The sequence below is a fragment of the Bacteroides sp. PHL 2737 genome (assembly GCF_004115325.2).
Lineage (GTDB): Bacteria > Bacteroidota > Bacteroidia > Bacteroidales > Bacteroidaceae > Bacteroides > Bacteroides hominis.
The window spans coordinates 5,417,278-5,435,396 of the sequence record NZ_CP040630.1; the positions used below are offsets into that span (position 1 = coordinate 5,417,278).

The 18,119-nt window shown below is 40.7% G+C and carries 14 protein-coding genes and 1 pseudogene; 4 read left to right on the forward strand and 11 right to left on the reverse strand.

The genetic code is table 11. The features are described 5' to 3' along the window. Positions 1-5 precede the first annotated feature (5 nt). From DBK98_RS22560 to DBK98_RS22570, 3 genes are read right to left on the reverse strand one after another with little or no spacing between them, the layout of a single operon-like run. Positions 6-2,162, reverse strand: a complete 2,157-nt coding sequence (locus DBK98_RS22560) for an FISUMP domain-containing protein (protein ID WP_032536836.1) — start codon at positions 2,160-2,162, stop codon at positions 6-8. Between the two features lie 5 nt (positions 2,163-2,167). Next, complete coding sequence (locus DBK98_RS22565; protein WP_032536823.1) at positions 2,168-3,475, reverse strand: OmpA family protein; 1,308 nt, start codon at positions 3,473-3,475, stop codon at positions 2,168-2,170. A 31-nt stretch (positions 3,476-3,506) separates the two neighbouring features. Next, positions 3,507-4,355, reverse strand: a complete 849-nt coding sequence (locus DBK98_RS22570) for an AraC family transcriptional regulator (protein ID WP_005781301.1) — start codon at positions 4,353-4,355, stop codon at positions 3,507-3,509. 327 nt (positions 4,356-4,682) lie between these two features. Here DBK98_RS22570 and DBK98_RS22575 point away from each other — a divergent pair, with 327 nt between their 5' ends. Then, entirely contained in the window at positions 4,683-5,273 is a 591-nt protein-coding gene (locus DBK98_RS22575; protein ID WP_005781304.1) for a peptidylprolyl isomerase, read from the forward strand. 93 nt (positions 5,274-5,366) lie between these two features. On the opposite strand, the gene DBK98_RS22580 is transcribed toward DBK98_RS22575, so the two are convergent. Together DBK98_RS22580 and DBK98_RS22585 are read right to left on the reverse strand one after the other, a co-directional pair. Then, positions 5,367-5,885 carry a hypothetical protein gene (locus tag DBK98_RS22580; protein ID WP_005781307.1) on the reverse strand — a complete coding sequence of 173 codons (519 nt, stop codon included), beginning with the start codon at positions 5,883-5,885 and terminating at the stop codon, positions 5,367-5,369. A 108-nt stretch (positions 5,886-5,993) separates the two neighbouring features. Next, a complete protein-coding gene (locus DBK98_RS22585) occupies positions 5,994-7,280 on the reverse strand; it encodes a serine dehydratase subunit alpha family protein (protein WP_005808324.1) in 1,287 nt (428 codons plus the stop codon). A gap of 175 nt (positions 7,281-7,455) precedes the next feature. Between DBK98_RS22585 and DBK98_RS22590 the strand changes: the two genes are divergently transcribed. From DBK98_RS22590 to DBK98_RS22600, 3 genes are all read left to right on the forward strand, one after another. Next, positions 7,456-8,583 carry a glycoside hydrolase family 43 protein gene (locus DBK98_RS22590; RefSeq protein ID WP_032531982.1) on the forward strand — a complete coding sequence of 376 codons (1,128 nt, stop codon included), beginning with the start codon at positions 7,456-7,458 and terminating at the stop codon, positions 8,581-8,583. A 149-nt stretch (positions 8,584-8,732) separates the two neighbouring features. Then, entirely contained in the window at positions 8,733-9,827 is a 1,095-nt protein-coding gene (locus DBK98_RS22595) for a PCMD domain-containing protein (protein WP_005821667.1), read from the forward strand. 10 nt (positions 9,828-9,837) lie between these two features. Continuing rightward, positions 9,838-10,620 carry a porin family protein gene (locus tag DBK98_RS22600; protein WP_032536822.1) on the forward strand — a complete coding sequence of 261 codons (783 nt, stop codon included), beginning with the start codon at positions 9,838-9,840 and terminating at the stop codon, positions 10,618-10,620. Positions 10,621-11,047: 427 nt separating this feature from the next. Here DBK98_RS22600 and DBK98_RS22605 read toward each other — a convergent pair. From DBK98_RS22605 to DBK98_RS22630, 6 genes and pseudogenes are all read right to left on the reverse strand, one after another. Then, positions 11,048-11,929: pseudogene (locus DBK98_RS22605) on the reverse strand (transposase); the annotation flags it as partial. Positions 11,930-12,215: 286 nt separating this feature from the next. Next, positions 12,216-12,611 carry a calycin-like domain-containing protein gene (locus DBK98_RS22610; protein ID WP_005781318.1) on the reverse strand — a complete coding sequence of 132 codons (396 nt, stop codon included), beginning with the start codon at positions 12,609-12,611 and terminating at the stop codon, positions 12,216-12,218. Between the two features lie 35 nt (positions 12,612-12,646). Continuing rightward, positions 12,647-14,218 carry a DUF4925 domain-containing protein gene (locus tag DBK98_RS22615; RefSeq protein ID WP_032536821.1) on the reverse strand — a complete coding sequence of 524 codons (1,572 nt, stop codon included), beginning with the start codon at positions 14,216-14,218 and terminating at the stop codon, positions 12,647-12,649. 394 nt (positions 14,219-14,612) lie between these two features. Beyond that, positions 14,613-16,160 carry an arylsulfatase gene (locus DBK98_RS22620; RefSeq protein WP_234072592.1) on the reverse strand — a complete coding sequence of 516 codons (1,548 nt, stop codon included), beginning with the start codon at positions 16,158-16,160 and terminating at the stop codon, positions 14,613-14,615. Between the two features lie 27 nt (positions 16,161-16,187). Beyond that, the gene (locus tag DBK98_RS22625; protein WP_005781322.1) at positions 16,188-17,129 is read right to left on the reverse strand and encodes an endonuclease/exonuclease/phosphatase family protein; all 942 of its coding nucleotides are present in this window, start codon (positions 17,127-17,129) and stop codon (positions 16,188-16,190) included. A gap of 64 nt (positions 17,130-17,193) precedes the next feature. Continuing rightward, on the reverse strand, positions 17,194-18,117 hold the full coding sequence (locus tag DBK98_RS22630) for an alkaline phosphatase (protein ID WP_032536834.1): 924 nt from the start codon (positions 18,115-18,117) through the stop codon (positions 17,194-17,196). Positions 18,118-18,119 lie beyond the last annotated feature (2 nt).

The window sequence follows — 18,119 nt, forward strand, 5'->3', positions numbered from 1 at the left end:
AAAGATTAGTCTTCTCTCAAAATCCGTACGCTATACCCCACCGAATTATTATCTCCACTATTAAACCCAAGCTCGGAAGAAGTTGCAGACAACCTGAATACAGCACCGACACTCTCCAGGCTGGCGCTACTCCACCAGATACCGGCTTGCTGAAGATCGTTAAACGAAAGACCGTCAGCAGCCCTATATCCCCCTCCGAAACCGCCAAAACCAGTGAGATCAGTTCCGCCGGCAACATTCCAATGTTCTGTCCCGGCTTCCTTCAATAACGTACCGGCATTGGTGCCCAGAAAAGCCCGCAATATAGATACGATATCAGATTCCGTAGGAAGTTTCCATCCATCGGGTACTACTTTCTTTGCTGCCACCCAATTGTACAAAACGCCATAAGATATTTTATTGGCAAAAGCTCCTGTAGCGGAGGCGTCCTGATAATCATACACGGCACAAGCACCTGAACCTGTATCTTCAAATCCACTTTCTTTCCAAGCATGCCCCGATAAGTTAGTTTCGACAGGACTTCCATCAGGATAACTAAGCGTCCGTAAATTTTCCATGGTCCAATACTGTTTACCTATTTTCACGATGCGATAGGTGTTACCATCCACATCAGTCAGTTTTTCCGCTTGCAGGCCATCTCCGAAATCCGGTTCCCGTCCTTTCAACGAACTGTCGGTATAGAATTCCGCCCCGTCTTCAGTATAGATATACATGACTGCCGGCCGATCGGCAGCAGGAGCATGATAGCCCGTACCGTCGTGCTGCACCGTGCCTCCTGTATTCGTGATAAGCCCCGCCCCATAAATTCCTCCTGTCAGATAAGGATAGACAATCGTTGCAGACTGCTTTAACTCCCGCTGATATTCCCGGCAAAGCTCTCCCACCTTTTTACCCCAAAGACGGATGTTGTAGACATAAGAGCCTTTGAAATCCGGAAGCATTATCCTATAAAGCATACTCACGGCGAAAGAGCTCCGTGCTGCTTCTTCTGTGGTATTCGTACTCCTCAGTACTACATCTCCGGATAATGCTACGTCCGCTGCTCCTGCCAAAGGAGCTTCAAGGGCCAGTGTACCTGCATCAAAATCAACCGTTGCCTTCCATCCCTCCGGAACATCTACCGATAGCCGTTCCTTAGAGATACCCTTACAACTGAAAGCAATCACCCGGGACTCGCCACGACTGAAAAAGAGCAGTTTGCGTCCCTCCGGCACCTCAATAGAAGGTTTTCCCACCGGTATTTTAAATTGGGTTGCTCCCCCACTTAAAGTAAACTCTATATAATCCGGATCTTTATATTCCACCTTCTCAAACACAGACACGGCATCTTTTGCGTTGGCAATTATTTTCTTTCCACCCGCCTCAATCCATGTTTCAGGATCGGACCCTATCTTCTGTGTCCAGTAATAATTATCGTCACCGCCATCAGCCACCGTCCACTGTTTCACTCCTAACCGAGGAGTCCGTCCATCATGGACCGCAGAGACTGCCTTTATCCGGTTTCCGTCATTGTCCGCCAGATAATATGGTTCACCGGAGCCGACTTTTACAGTCCAGTAATATTCCGAGTCAGTGGGGTCCTGCATAATGCCGACCACCGGATTCTGTCCGGGATCACCTTGTTCTCCTTTGCTTCCGTCCGTACCATTAGCTCCATCTTTACCGTCTGTTCCATCCACGCCATCCTTGCCATCGGAGCCATTCGTTCCATCCACACCATCTTTACCATCGGTGCCGTTCTCTCCATCTTTACCATCCGTACCATCGGCACCGTCTACGCCATCTTTGCCGTCCGTACCATCTACACCATCCTTGCCGTCCGTACCGTCAATACCGTCTTTGCCGGCATCTCCATCGGGACCCGTATTTCCCTTCTTTCCGTTACGAATAGTGATCGGGGCACTTCTGGAAAAGGAGATGGTATATCCCGTACCATCCGCCAACTCCTCAATGTGAGTGATGTTGTCTCCTATCTTGTCAATATTGACAATCACCTGAAGATTATAAATATCTTCATTCAATTTTCTGCATAACTCTGTCAGCTCCTGCAGTTCTTTCTTCTGATCGCCTTGTCTGTCAAGTAAATCGTTGAAATCGGATTCCTTACAGCCATGCAGCAACGGAATCAATAACAACAACAGATATATTCTCTTTCTAATCATAGTTTTCATTTTTGAATTTCAACAATAACTCGCCTGGCAAGTACACTGTAGCTGTTAGGATCGGAAGTAAGCGTATCTATACACTCTCCTTTCACGTTGATACGTTTGCTGTCAATTCCCTTCTTTTCAAGGTAAGCTGCCAACACCTCCGCACGCTGTAAAGAGATTTTTTGATTAATATCCGGATTACCCGTATGATCGGCATAACCCAAAAGAATGACTTTCAGATCAGGATACTTTTTCAGGGTTTCCACAATGCGGGATAATTCATTTTTGTATAAAGCTACATTCAGATAAGCCGACCCCCTCTTAAAGTAGACAGGAGGCAACTCATTGAATCCCAGCACCGGATTGGATTCCACTCTCTCTTTCGCATCCGTTTGCGCTTGCTGCAACTGCATATTTAAGGAAGCTATTTCCTGTTTCATCCGGTTCTTCTCTATCGAATCCTCCGTACAGCAAACAGGTGTGGGTAAGTTCACCGCGCGCTCCTCTATATATCTTACCGCAATATCTGTCACATGCTTTGAGGCATAAAGGACATTATCTTGTTTCTTCTTACCAACTTTCCATATCAAGGAAAGCCCGGCACTCGTCATAAAATGGTCTTTTGACTTGATAAGGGTCGACACACCATCCATCTTATTATTATTGACCCATATAATTCCCGTACGCAACTGTACGTCAAAAGCGCGTGAAATCTTGTAACGCAAAGAGAGATCTCCCCCTACTCCAAAGTTCCAGTCATCAGTCTTTTTGCCTGACAACGGGCTCTTATCCGCCTTATTTACTAACTCCGTAGAGAAACGTTGTGCATAGACAGCAGGACTCAACAATACCGTCCAACGCCGGTTACCCCGGTTGGGTCCAAAGAAGTTATTTACATTCAGATTCATCTGTAAGCCAAGATTGGTGAAGTGTACTTTCGAAAACACATCCTTATACTTCCAGGTAGTAAAGTCCTGCTTGGTATAATAAGTCATTCCGTCAGCACTCAGGAGGTAATCGGACGCATAAGATTTTGCGCCCATTCTGGTATATCCGGTCCGTGCGGATGCCTCTATACCTATCCACGAATTGATCTGATAGCCTGCAAATCCCCCAAACTGAGACCCGATATAAGTTTTATCTGCCGAAAATGAAGTAAAATCACCAAATAAAAAGGGAGTAGCATACTCTGCTCCGAAGTACCAATGAGAATACGATTTGAGAGGTTCATCGGCCCCAACCGATGTTTTTGTCTGGGCAAAGCCGTTACAAAACAGCGGAGACAAGAAAAGGAAAAGAATGGCTCTTTTACATTCTGTTTCCATACAACAACGAATTTTTAACATAAGCTCCAATTTAAGAATTATTGTTTGTTTTCAGTTTCTTGCGAAGTTCGCAAGGTGTAAGTCCATATTGTGACCTACAAAATTTATTAAAGTGTGAAGGAGACGAAAACCCGAAGTCATCGATAATCTGGCTAAACTCATCACCATATACGGTAATGCGATAAATAATCCGTTGTGATTTCCGATTGAGGAGCCAACGATAAACCGATACTCCGAATTGCTCTTTAAATTTAACCCGGAAATTGGTGACCCCGTATCCTAACAGACTGGCCAACTCGCCTACATTTTTTGCACTGAGATAGTTTTCCAATATCTGTTCTTTGAATTTGGATGACTGTTCCGTCAAAGAGCTGAATAAAATTGCAAGTTCCTGCTCATTATAAACAGAATTCAGAATATAAAACAGTTCCTGCCGTTTCGTTATATACAAGGAGACATCATCTAATTTCATCTCCAGATACAGCACCAGAAGCTGTAGAAAAGAGTTCAATGGCTCCGCGAATCTGAGTCCTGTACCTTTCAGAGCAGACTTGTCCTGAAAGGAAGCATAAGGCCTAAATGTCAGCAAATCATGTACAATTAAATCGCCGAATGCAAACAGAATGACCTGTGTATCTGAAAGCATCTCACAAACATGATCATTTTCTTTATCCCAAAAGAAGATATGCCGCTCGTCAATAATAGCTAATTCTTTCTCACCAGAAAAAACTTTCATAGTGCCACTCATGATAAAAATTAAAACATTGCTATCCATTTTCGGCAAATGGCTTCCTTTCACAATGGTTAAAAATCTAAATCCTGTTTGAAAGACCTGATTTTGCAGTAAATCAGAAGATAAATTGTCCAGTAAGGTTTTCATAGGTTTATGTATGTTGTAAAAAAACAAAAGACACACTAATATCTTATTAATAAATAATACAAAGAAAACCCTTTGACAACTCAATCCGTTTATACATTTTATTTATTTTGTTATATATAATAACGAAATAAAATACTTTTTTTCATTTAAGTAAAATTGAGACATGGCATTCCTTATTTTCATAAAATCACCGCCTATCAGCCAACAGGTATTAATTTCTACTACGAAAGAATAAACTCCATACCAGTCCACAAATCTCTGATGATTAATTCGTATCTTTGTCCCCACGGAAAATCCGAATTTTATTAATAACATTATAAAGAACAGATGGAAACAGCAGAAAACAAGTACATCACTGTAGCTTACAAACTGTATACAACAGAAGATGGCAAAAGAGATTTAGTAGAAGAAGCAACAGCCGAACATCCCTTTCAGTTCATTTCCGGTTTGGGTACTACGCTTGAAGCTTTTGAATCACAGATAGCAAACCTCAATAAAGGAGATAAGTTTGAATTTACCATTCCTTTTGCCGAAGCTTACGGTGAATATGATGAAGAACATGTGATTGATCTTCCGAAAAACATCTTTGAGATTGACGGAAAATTCGATAACGAACATATCTATCCGGGAAATATCATCCCTCTGATGAATTCAGAAGGCCAGCGCCTGAACGGTAGCGTAGTTGAGGTAAAAGCCGACACTGTGGTAATGGATATGAACCATCCGTTGGCAGGTGAAGATTTGACTTTCGCGGGTGAAGTTGTTGAAAGCCGTCCGGCTACAAACGAAGAAATCCAGGAAATGGTTAAAATGATGACCGGTGAAGGTGGTTGCAGCTGCGGAAGTTGTGGTGACGGTTGCGGTGACGACTGCGGAGATAGCTGTGGAGACAGCTGCGGTTGCGGGCATTGCCATTAATCGAGCGATTATCTATAAAATAAAAAACGGTGAACATACTGCACATGCATGGTATGTTCACCGTTTTATTATATCAAAATGTATATAGCACACCTATTTCACGATCTCTATCAAAAAAGAGTCCTCACTGTACTCCTTACCATTCAAATAAAGTTTCTTATGTATCGTAGGATCCTGTTTCTTCCAGGTGATGTATAAGTCAAATTTCACCACGTCTTTTGTCCCGTCTCCCCAATGGATCGTAAAAGTCTCTCCCTTATATTGATGTTCCGGAGAAAACTCACCAAAAGAAAGAACACGCTTTTTCTCTTTACCCAGTAGCTCTTTTCTTAATCCTAAAGAGCGGGGCATATTAAACCGCGTATCCACAGAGTTTTCCAGCGGAAAGGTCTTACCTTCGTATTCCACCGTAATTTCATTAGCCAATAAATTTGATGAAACCTGCGGGTCCAACAGGTTAGCCCCGGCAGCATCCTTCACCGAAAAATAAATATTATAGTTTATGAAATCCCAGATATAATCCCCCGGGCCGTCCTCTTTCTCTTCTTCTCCATAACAACCGGTTGCCAGAAGCGGAAGCAACAGAAGCAACCATACAAAGTAATTTTTCATATATTCAGCATTAATAGTTCGTCATTCCGTCAAAGTTCTTTATATCAAGAAAATGAAAGAATTAGCCTTTTACTGCTTATCTTCTGATTTTTAACACATTGTTTAACATTAGCACCCTTTATGAGTCATAATATCAAGCACCACCTTATCTGTTTCATTCATCCCCTGAGATCCAATCCGCGTCAAATTGCGGATACTTTGATCAACATCTTCATCAATAATTCCTTCTACCGAAGTTACGCAGCGATTCTCCATAGCCATTACAGCGGACAACACAGCTGTTGACACTCCTGTCGTCACCTTCAAGGCACAGCTCGGTTTCGCACCGTCACATATCATTCCGGTCAGGTTGGCTATCATGTTTTGAACTGCAAAAGCCACTTGCTCATAACTGCCTCCCATCAACCAGGTGATTCCACAACTGGAACCGGTAGCAGCTACCACACAACCGCAAAGTGCAGAAAGACGTCCCAGACTTTGCTTAATATATATCACAGTCAAATGACTCATCATCAACGCACGGATCAGTTCCTCTTCCGGTTTTCCGTTTTCTTCGGCATAAACCACTACAGGCAATGTAGCGGAAATACCTTGATTACCACTACCCGAGTTACTCATAACAGGAATCATCGCTCCTGCCATGCGTGCATCACAAGCAGCCGATGTATACGAAAGAATATGTGAAAACACACTGTCGCCCATAATCTTATGTTCATAGGTTCCGCGAAGCATCTTGCCCAATGCGTGACCATAATCTCCCTGAAAAGACTGTTCGGCAGCTTTCTTGTTAAGTCTTGCCGTTTCAAGAATAAAACGGATTTCATCCAACGGAGCAGTCAGTGCAAAGTCATACACTTTCCGCAGAGTGAGTTCCAGTTCCTCTTCTTCCTCTTCTTCACCGGAAACCTGCTGTTTATTTAATAGTATTTCATCTCCTTTGGCTACATAAACAAATGTAGTATGTCCTCCGGAAATAATAGCTGTAGCCTGCTCTCCACCGGCTTCACACATCACCTCTATGTAAAGTTTCTCCGTAATGTTTTCCTTCAGCGAAATACAGATACGCTTTTCATCAATCAACTTCTTCCCTTCTTCCACGGCTTCCGGAGAGCTGTCTTTCAACACTTCAAGTTGATAATCCGACTTTCCGATCAACGCCCCCAGAGCCACTGCAATAGGCAACCCAATCATCCCCGTACCGGGAATTCCCACTCCCATCGCATTCTTCAGGATGTTAGCACTCAACAATACTTTTATTTTTTCCGGTTTAGCTCCTAAGGTTTCTGTAGCCTTTGCCACACACAGCGCAACTGCAATCGGCTCTGTACATCCGATAGCCGGAATCACCTCCCGCTGCACTAAAGCAATTATCTGTTTTCTTTCTGACTCAGTCATCTATTCAAGGTTTATATTTTGCACAAAAGTAGGAAATATACTCTTATAAACCATTCATTTAACTAAAGAATATCCCACCCGGACAAGTTAAGAGTTTTACAATCGGTTTACTGGTTATTTAAGAATTATCATGTATCTTTGTCTCTCAATTACAAATACTTAATAAAAAAGAGCAATGAATAAAGGATTTACACTAAAAGCCCTCTTTCTGTTATGTTTTCTTTTCTCGCAAACAGCCAAAGGGCAATCCTTCACTCCCGGAAAAATATGGCCGGACAATCATCAGGTCCATATCAACGCACATGGTGGAGGTATTTTGTACGATAACGGAACCTACTATTGGTTTGGCGAACACAAAACAGAAGGTGAAACCGGCAACGTTGCCAATGTAGGAGTGCATTGCTACTCTTCCGATAACCTATATCATTGGAATGATTGTGGAATAGCACTGTCAGTGATCGAAAATGACTCCGAACATATCATTTCTAAAGGATGTATCCTTGAGCGTCCCAAAGTCATATACAATCCTCACACTAAAAAATATGTCATGTGGTTCCATCTCGAGCCCAAAGGAGCCGGATATTCGGGAGCTTTAAGCGGAATCGCCGTAAGTGACCGGGTGACAGGTCCTTACACCTTCTTAAAAGCCGTCCGCCCCAATGCAGGTTCATGGCCTGTCAACGTACTGCCGGTCCATAAAACCGCCCGCAGACCTTCTATCGAAGAAGAACGTCAATGCACAGGTGGTAGTCTTCCTGCACATCCCGACAGCCTCAATATATTGGGACGCGATATGGAACGGGGACAGATGGCACGTGATATGAATCTGTTTGTCGATGATGACGGCAAAGCCTATCACATCTATTCTTCCGAAGAAAACAGCACCTTACATATTGCCGAACTTGATTCATCTTATACCGGCTATACAGGAAAGTACACCCGAATTTTTATCAACCGATTTATGGAGGCTCCCGCCATGTTTAAGAAGGATGGTAACTATTACCTTATCATGTCCGGATGTACCGGGTGGAGTCCTAATGCAGCACGGTCTGCAATAGCTTCCTCCATTTGGGGAGAATGGAAAGAATTAGGGAATCCCTGCGTAGGTCAGGATGCGGACCTGACTTTCCATTCGCAAAGTACTTATATTCTTCCGGTGCGGGGTAAGAAAGACCAATTTATATACATGGGCGACCGTTGGACACCCCAAAATGCAATAGACGGACGTTATATTTGGCTTCCAATTTATTTTGAAGGCGAAAAACCTGTTATCAAATGGAAAGATTCATGGACTTTAGACTAAAAACGCACCATTCTGAACATTATGACCGTTATAAAATGTTGTATTGTAGGGGTTCAAATGTATCTTTTCAAAAAAGAAACTTAACTTTGCAGCCAAGTTTACAAAAAATCAACTAAACTAAAAGGATTATTAATCAAAAACAGAATCGAATGAAATTAAAGAATCTGATAGCCTGTTTCTTTCTGGGCTTTATAATGGTTTCTTGCATACAAGACGAAGCACCTAATGCAGAAGCAGACATCATTGCATGCACTGTACCGGGTGATGTTCTCAATCGTGATCCCATCATCGAAAACAAGAAAGTTACATTAATTGTAAAAACAGGAACAGATATAACCGCATTAGCACCTAAGTTTACTTTGACTCCGGGAGCTTCTATTGTCCCTAATAGTGGAACTATACTTGATTTTACCACACCTCAATATTATGAAGTAACTTCTGAAGATGGAAAATGGAAGAAAAAATATGAAGTAGGAGTAACTTTCTCAGGTATTACTAACACAATGTATCACTTTGAGAATATTAAGTTCGACTCAGAGGGAAAATACCATATTTTCTACGAAACAGATGCACAAGGGAAAGAAACCATGACTTGGGCAAGTGGCAATGCCGGCTTTGCTTTTACCGGTGTAAAAGCAAAAGCAGAAGAATATCCAACAAGTCAAGCAAACAATGGCGTCGAAGGGAAATGCTTAAAACTAACAACTTGCGAAACAGGTTATTGGGGCTCGTTGCTTGGAATGCCAATTGCAGCGGGTAATCTATTCTTAGGTAGTTTTGAAGTAAAGCCTACCGATATTCTCCGTTCAACCAAATTCGGAACCCCTTTTTCAAATATTCCAACTTCAATTACCGGATATTATAAATATAAGGCAGGAAAGTCATTCCAAATAGATGGTAAACCTGTAGATAACAAAAAAGATATCTGTGATATTTATGCCGTATTTTATGAAACAGATGAAAAATTGTCTACACTTGACGGAACTAACGTATTGGCAGAAGATAATACTTATATCGTATCAGTAGCTCGGATTAAAGATGCAAAAGAAACTGATGAATGGATTAAGTTTGACTTACCATTTGAATATCGTACTGGTAAATCAATAGATATGGAGAAACTCAAAGCTGGAAAATATAATTTAGCTATCGTATTTTCTTCAAGTATACGCGGAGATCATTTCGAAGGTGCTCCAGGAAGTACACTTTACATTGATGAGGTTCTATTAAATTTCACTAACAAGTAAAAATGAAAAAATGAAAAAGTATATACTTATAGGCCTGCTCGCTTTTATCGGCACAATCAACACTTTAAAAGCCCAAGAAGAACGGAATCATGGTATTATTTGGTCTGCACTACATGGGCTTGAATATGAAATAAAAGCAGGTTTCAACATTGGAGGTGCTTCACCACTCCCATTACCTGCAGAAATACGTGCACTCACAGGGTATAGCCCTACTATATGCTTAGCTATAGAAGGCAATACAACCAAATGGTTTGGTAAAGACTCTAAATGGGGAATGACTTTAGGATTACGTCTTGAAACTAAAGGTATGGAAGCCAAAGCACGTGTAAAGAATTACAGTATGGAAATTATAGGGGATGGCGGCGAACTTTTAGCAGGCTACTGGACAGGAAAAGTAAAAACTAAATATAGAGGTTCTTATTTCTCAATTCCAGTAACAGCCGCTTATAAACTTAGCCAACGTGTTAGAATTAATGCCGGTCCTTATGTTTCATTTATGACCAGTGGTGACTTCAATGGACATGTGCATGATGGATATCTACGCAAAGACACCCCCACTGGAGAAAAAGCAGAATTCGAAGGAGATAAAATTGCTCCTTATGACTTCTCTAAGGACCTAAGCAATTTTCAATGGGGGTTTCAAGCTGGTGCCGAATGGAAAGCATTCAAACATCTAAATGTATACGCAGATTTAGTCTGGGGATTAAATGATATCTTTAAAAAAGACTTCAAAACAATTACATTCAATATGTATCCCATATATCTAAATGTAGGATTTGGATATGCATTTTAATTAAAAAAGACATATTTCATTTTAGTAAGCTCGTATAAATCCTAATACCTTGGACTTTATACGAGTTTTTTATACAATAATATTCTAATACACTTCTTTGAAGACAAACTAACAACATACAGATAATATCACTTTTAAAAAAGAAGCATAACAATAGATTCCACTGAATTCCAACAACCCAAACAATTAACAAAAAAGTCCTAAGCATTAATACTACATAATAAAAAAGGAGGATGGTTAAACGAGGGCACTGAAAAAGTGATCTTTTTTAGCATCCAATCCTTTTTTTAGAAATTCTTGGAAAAAGTTGCATGTCGAATGATGCATTTCATTCACATACAACTTTTTCTTATATTAAGGGTAATAACTCCACAATTTGCTTTATACAAGCCGTGTTTGTCTTCCACGGGCATGGATTACACTTACTTTAACTGAGTTTGAGTATTCTCTTGAGATTTGCTGCAAAAATAGCCATTGCTCCTTGCATTTTCATACATGACAGTCCGTAGGACTGCGCCCTGTCATATCCATATACCTGTTTCAGTTCCGCATTTTTAGCTTCAATCTTATAACGCTCGGCAGCCTTCTCTTTGAACCGTTCGGTTTGTTGAAACTCTATCTGTTGTTGCTGCTCATCGGTTTTTATGGGTACAGAATAGGTTTTAGATTTAGCTCCCGGCTTATAACATCCCTCCCGTTTTGAGCAGCATTGACACTTATGTACATCAAAATAATAAGTATACGCCTGATTCCATGCTCCATTCTTTCTCCCTTGTTTTGCCCTACGTATAGCTATATGGCCGGCAGGGCAAACAAACATGCCGGCATCCTTATTGTAATCAAACTTGCCTTCCTCCTTTCTGAAACCTTGGCTGATACTGGGATTCAATTTAGCTACCAACTCAAAGTGTTCATCACGAGATTTCTCCAGATTATCCTTTCCCGAATAAGCTGAATCACCAATCACTGTTTGTACATCGATACCATTCTTCCGGCTTTGTTCAATCAACGCGGGCAGCTGGGGACCGTCTCCCTTTTCACCCGAAGTTATGACAGCCGCTGTTATGATACGCTCCTCGGTCATTCCGATATGCGTCTTATACCCAAAGAAAGAACTTTCTTCCGATTTGTGCCCGATACGTGCATCCTCATCTTCAGAAACAGTGTAATGGTCGCTGATATCATCCAATGTCTCTTTTAAGAGGTTCAGTTTTTCCTTTATTTGGGGAATGCAGACGAAGGTTTCCTGTTCTTTTAATGTATCAATCAGTGTTTGCGTATAAGTCAGTTCATGTTCCAGAACGTCGTCAGGAAACGAGCTCATTATAAACAAAGGAAAAGTCTATCAGCGAGTTGATACGTCGAAGCAGGTTATCCTGAGGGATGATCAAATCATAAAGACTTGAATAATCACTAAAAGCCAAACGTTCTTGGGGTGCTAACATGGCGGTATTCTTTTGGTGACTCGAAGATACAAAAAAACGGTATAAATCCGGATTTTCTTGGATTTATACCGCCATTTTTTTATAGAAGGGAGGCAGGAGGACTTTTTCAGTGCCCTCGCCCGGAAAGCATCCTCCTTTTATCTATACAATTTATTTAGTTCCAACAAAAGTAACCTCTATTTTTTGAAGAACAGCTGAAATAGCCAAAGAGATATTACAGTTACTATCACTAACCTTTGAACCATCATCGAATTTCGCAGATAATCTCAAAAAGCCATATTTAATTGTTTTCAAAGTCAAATTTCCAGTAGCATCTTTTGAGGCCGTAATAACAACATCCGCTTTAGGATAACCAGAATAAGAAAAATCAGGAATTGTTAATGTCACAATATCACTTTCTGTCACAATTACATTCTGACCATCCTTCACAGTTGGGGTACCACCATCAACCGAAATCGTCAATCTACCAGTATAAGTACCAGCAGCATTTGCTGCAAACACACTTATCGTACAAAGTAACATTAATAAGGTAAATATCTTTTTCATTATTTATTGTTTTAACATTATATACTACAAACAATTTATTTAGCTAATAAATCCAACCCCAGATCAAAACCTGTTGTAGATGGCCAGTTCTGTGGTAATCCAATTAAAAGAATTATAGCCGCAGCTGCATCCTCTGGAATTATTTTTGCATCCATCATGATCTTCCACAACTTAAATAAATCTGATCCAGCACCAAAATCAGAAGAGTCAGCAGACATTTCTTTATCAACCATAATTGGGTCAAAAGCTGTTTTATCAAGATAAATATAAGTATGCCCCTTATCTGTGGTTTTTACATTCAAAGGTACACCATTATTCACCCAACTCAGCAACATTTCAAATGTCTCATCACTAATAGAACTCATATCAACCTTCAACATTGTACCTATTAGTTTCTTAACAGTAGCAGCATCACCATTTAAAATTTCAGAAATTATCGGAGCAAGCGATTCTGCATTACTACCCATTGCCTGAGAAATAATGGCAGGAACATTTAATTTCAAATACAGTTTATCATCTTTAGGAAACCAATAAGCTAAATTTTTAGGAGACTGCTGCCATCCATCAGTAGGAATTAATTTATTTAAAACATCAACTCCTGGTGCTCCACCACCAAAAATTAATCCCATTGCCCAACTTGGTTCAAAAGTTATAGAACCTGAAGAATATTTTGCAGAAATATTACCATCAGCTTCAAGAGTTACAGACTGCAAAACTTGAGGCAAAATTAGTCCACCAATAGTTCTGAGCACCGCAGGGAAGAAAGTAGAATAATATGCATCCTCAACCTCCCAGTTAGAATATAAAGAACTTGTTAATACAGAGTTAGGCATAGGTGTACCATCTACATCTAAGGTACCAAGAGTGTATTCTCCCAAAGTATATGTCTTAGCCCATCCTTTAGGATCATTCATTGTCACTTTCAAGTTCAAAGTCAACACTTTATCTTTGCGATAACCAGTATATTCTATAGTAGAACTATTTGTTTTGGTGCTTCCACTGAATCCTCCATTTGCTACTTGAACGCCAGTCAATGTAGTTTCTGTTTCTCCTGGGATAACGTCCTTCAAAAGGATACTTACATTATCACCATCTGTGGCATCAAACACTACTTCTTTACCTGTCAGTGCAGTTTCTCCATAAGTCAAAACTAAAGTTTCACCTTTGTAGGTTCCGATATAAAGACCGGCACCTGTTGCACTAACATTCAAGGCAACCTTACCTTCAGGTGTAATTGTACCATCAACTGTAACCTTTAACAATGGAGTCGGTTTAGCCGTTTCTCTTGTTACAGGTTTAGTCATAATATCTTTCGTCCCATTGAATTTGAAAGAGCCGTCAGCTTGTTTTTCCATTGCAACATCAACAGTTACATCACTATAACCATCAATCACATTTTTAAAACCTACTGTTGCAGACTGAAGACTTGTAGCTTCAAAGTTTACAGTTCCCGTGGTACTTGCTCCATTCAACTGGAAATCTACATTTTCTGCCTTAATTTCACCTTTAGGAAGTTCTTGCCAACTGTTATCATCATCGTCACTACAAGCAGTGAACAAGCTCACTGAACAAATCAGTGCGAAGAGATACAATAAATTTTTCTTCATAAATTAATCACGTTTAGTTAGTAATTTTTAATCTTTATTCTAAAACGGAGCAAAGTAACTGCTTTATTTCCATCCAAACAAGGTCTATCTTACGTATTTTATGTTCTAAATTTAAGATTAAGTTGCTTATTGGCCGAAATCGTATCATAAAAAATTCAATCTATGATTCTAATCCATCAGATATAACATCTCTCAATCATCATCTTTAATAATATAATGGCAGAATAGTTTTCTTATGCTAATTACTTATATTACACTGGTTATAAAAAGACAGGGGTAAGAGTCCCTTTCTATCAAAAAAGATCTCTTACTCCCTTTCAGTCTTTATACATAATAATATAATCGTATATATACGTTCTAAGTTGCCACTACCGACTATCCTATTTTTTAAGAATCAATATAATTCGTCCAATACTTTCACCCGAAATGCAGGATATACGGGAACAGTATGCTCTTTTTTCATAATCTCACCAATCTTTTTGACGATTTCAGGATGCTTAGGGGCAACATCCCTCTGTTCACAAGAATCTGTTTCCAGATCGTATAGCTCGATCTTCATATTTCCTCTTTTCAGTCCATTACGCAATCCTTTCCATTTGCCCATACGTACAGCCTGCTGTCCTTCTATGTCCATAAACTCCCAATAGAGATAAGAATGCTTCATTTGATCTCCACTCTCCATTAAAGTCGGATAAAAACTGATTCCATCGGTCTCTGTGGCCGGATTCACACCTGCCAGTTCACATATCGTTGAGTAAAAATCATAAGATGTACATGGTAATGTAGTGTGTGCTCCTGCCCGGATATGTCCTTTCCATGTTACAATCAACGGTACACGGATTCCTCCTTCACGCAAAAAGCACTTTCCCCATCCATATTCCGAACGAAAAGGACCTCCACTCCGGAACCAGGGCGAATCGACTCCACCATTAAAGGTCGGGCCATTATCACTTGAAATGATAATGACCGTATTTTCATACAATCCCTTCTTCTTTAAAAAATCTACAATCTCACCTACCTTTTCATCGATGTAAGTCACCATTGCCGCATATCCGGCATGTGGATAACGTGCCGGAAAGTAATCGGCCTGTCCTAAATAAGGGGACTCGTCACCAAATTTCCTGACATAATGATCAATCAAACGTTGAGGGGCCTGAATTGGAACATGTGGCAAAGGAGTAGCGTAGTAAAGAAAAAAGGGCTGTGTTTTGTTCTCCTCCATAAAACGCAATGCTTCTTCCTGAATTTTATCGGGCGAATAAACATGTGAGATTAACTTATCATAGCTGCTCAGGCTCAAAGGATCGGCTCCGGGGTCAAGTTTGGTATGCGGTATCACCGTATCATTTGCCAGATACTCCCTCTGTTCATTCCGATACAAATGCAATGGAAAGTAAGTGTGTGCCTGACGCTGACAATTATAACCATAGAAGAAGTCAAAACCATGATTCAAAGGCAGGCTTTCAGTACCCGGAGCACCCAATCCCCACTTTCCTACTAACCCTGTACGATATCCTCCTTCCTTTAAAATTGACACAAATGTTTTCGTACCGGATGGCAATCCGCGTTGACCTTCTAAGGTCGAATCGCGCTCAGCCGCAAGAAAATCCCAGACTCTACCACGTTCCGGAGCTTCATCATTCCCCCTGATGCCACAATGACCACTGTGTTTTCCTGTCAAAAGAACACAACGGGCAGCAGCCGAAACCGGAGATCCGGTATAATAATTACTGAATACCATTCCTTCGGCAGCCAAACGGTCTATATGGGGAGTTTCGATCCGCTTCTGTCCGAAACATCCCAGATCTCCATAACCCAAATCATCCGCAAGCACAAAAATAATATTGGGACGGACAGAATCGGTAACCTTATCCCCCGCATACACCATCTGGAGTCCTGCTGTTTGTACCAACAATGCAGAACATACAAATCTAATATTCATAAAAATTCAATATACGATAACCCGGCACTACTTTTCTAACGATGACACTTTAAAAGTAGTCAATACAAAACCATGATCGGAAGGATAAAAGAATTTTTCTCCCATAAACTCCAGAGGTTTAGTCAGTTCCTGGTTATAAGATTCAGACGTCACCGCACGAATAGTCTTACCTTGATAATAGATAAAATCAATACGGTCGGACCGGACAGGCTTATCTTCATTATCGTAGATCCAGGTAGCTCCTATATTCTTTTCGGGTTGGGGATGAATTTCACGAAAGCTATCCTTGAAACCTGCGTTTTGCATCTCTTTAGAAACAGTCCATTCCACAACGGCACCACCATGGCTATACATATCTTTCGTGGTATCTGTCCAGTCAAGATGGGAATGTACATTGAAATCTCCCCCCATAATCATGGGAATACTGTCAGTCTGACGAATCATCGGTTGCAAAACAGAAAGTATGCGGCGTATTTCATCATCTCGTGTCCCGGCATCGTCCCAAGCCAAAATATCGGCTTCTGATTGCTCCGTAGGCACTAATCGCATATCGGGTAAATAATGCAGCCAGGTATCGAATAAACGGACTGGCGTACCATCCATATCTATTTCGACTCCTCCGAAATTGAATGTAGAAATGGAATCAGGAAAAAGATACGTTTTCTTTATCGGATAGCGACTATAAATGCACAGATTGTCTGATAACAATACGTAATCATATCCCAAAGAGTCTGCCACCATTGGAGCCGCACCATAAGTCTCAATCATCAAAATAACATCCGCCTGACTCTTTTTCAGAATCCCTATAGTTCCTTCACAGCCCTTTTCGGGATAGTTTTTAGCATGTCCTGCATGCCATACATTCCATGACAAAACTTTTAATTCCTTCTCCTTAGCACGTTCCACAGGTGTGCAAGAGACAAAGCTAATTGCCAAAGACGCAATTAGCATATATATAAATCTTTTCATATCAATCTTTTATACAGGTATCATCCAATGGGGCTATTTCCCCCATTGGATAAGTACATTTTAATTATTTAGTAAAGAATGCTGTCGTTACCGGATTGCCCAACCAGGCTTCGTGAGGCTCAACCCCCAGCAGCCAAGCTTCCGTTGCAGCCACATCAATCACCATTGTACTCTCAGTTATCTTATAGTTCTTTTTCACACCCTTTCCATAAAATACAAGCGGGGTCTCCATTTCATTGAGAGTTTTTCCGCCATGATTAGTACCGATTCCGCCATGATCCGCAGTCAGTATAATTACAGTATCATCCATCATACCGGCTTCTTCAATGGCTGCTACTATTTCACCTAAATAACCGTCCAATTCATCGAGCTTTTCATAATACTCTTTGGATTCCCACTTGTAGCTGTGTCCGGTGTGATCAGGATATTCAAATATAACAGCACAATACATAGGCTTTTTCTCTTTCAGATAATTCACGGCGAATTGTGTCGCTCCCTTAGGATGTTCCTTTGTTTGCGGAGCATGTACGAAGTAGTTGATAGCGAGCGAATCAACCAGATATCTCATTCCATCCCATTCATAAATATAGCCTACCTCTGCTTTAGGATATGTATCGCGTATCAATCCGTAAAGTCCCGGAAAACGACCGTATTGATTGGTTATAAAAGGAGGAATCTCGGGTGTCTTGCTTCCCCAGGTCGTATATCCATGAAGTTCCGGTCCGGCTCCGGAAAACATAGAGGCCCAGTTTGGAGCACTCGATGATGGCAGAATCGAACGGTTGTTCAGTGTATAAGCCCCTTCTTCCATCAACCGGTTGAAATTGGGCATGGGATGATTGCGGATAGCAACGGCACTTAAACCGTCAAAAGCAATTAATACTACATGCTTCGGATGTTTCTTCAAACGGGGACCGGCTGCATTTACTTCACTGGCAAATAAACTAAGAATCACAGAAAATATGAATAATATCGAAATCTTTTTCATTT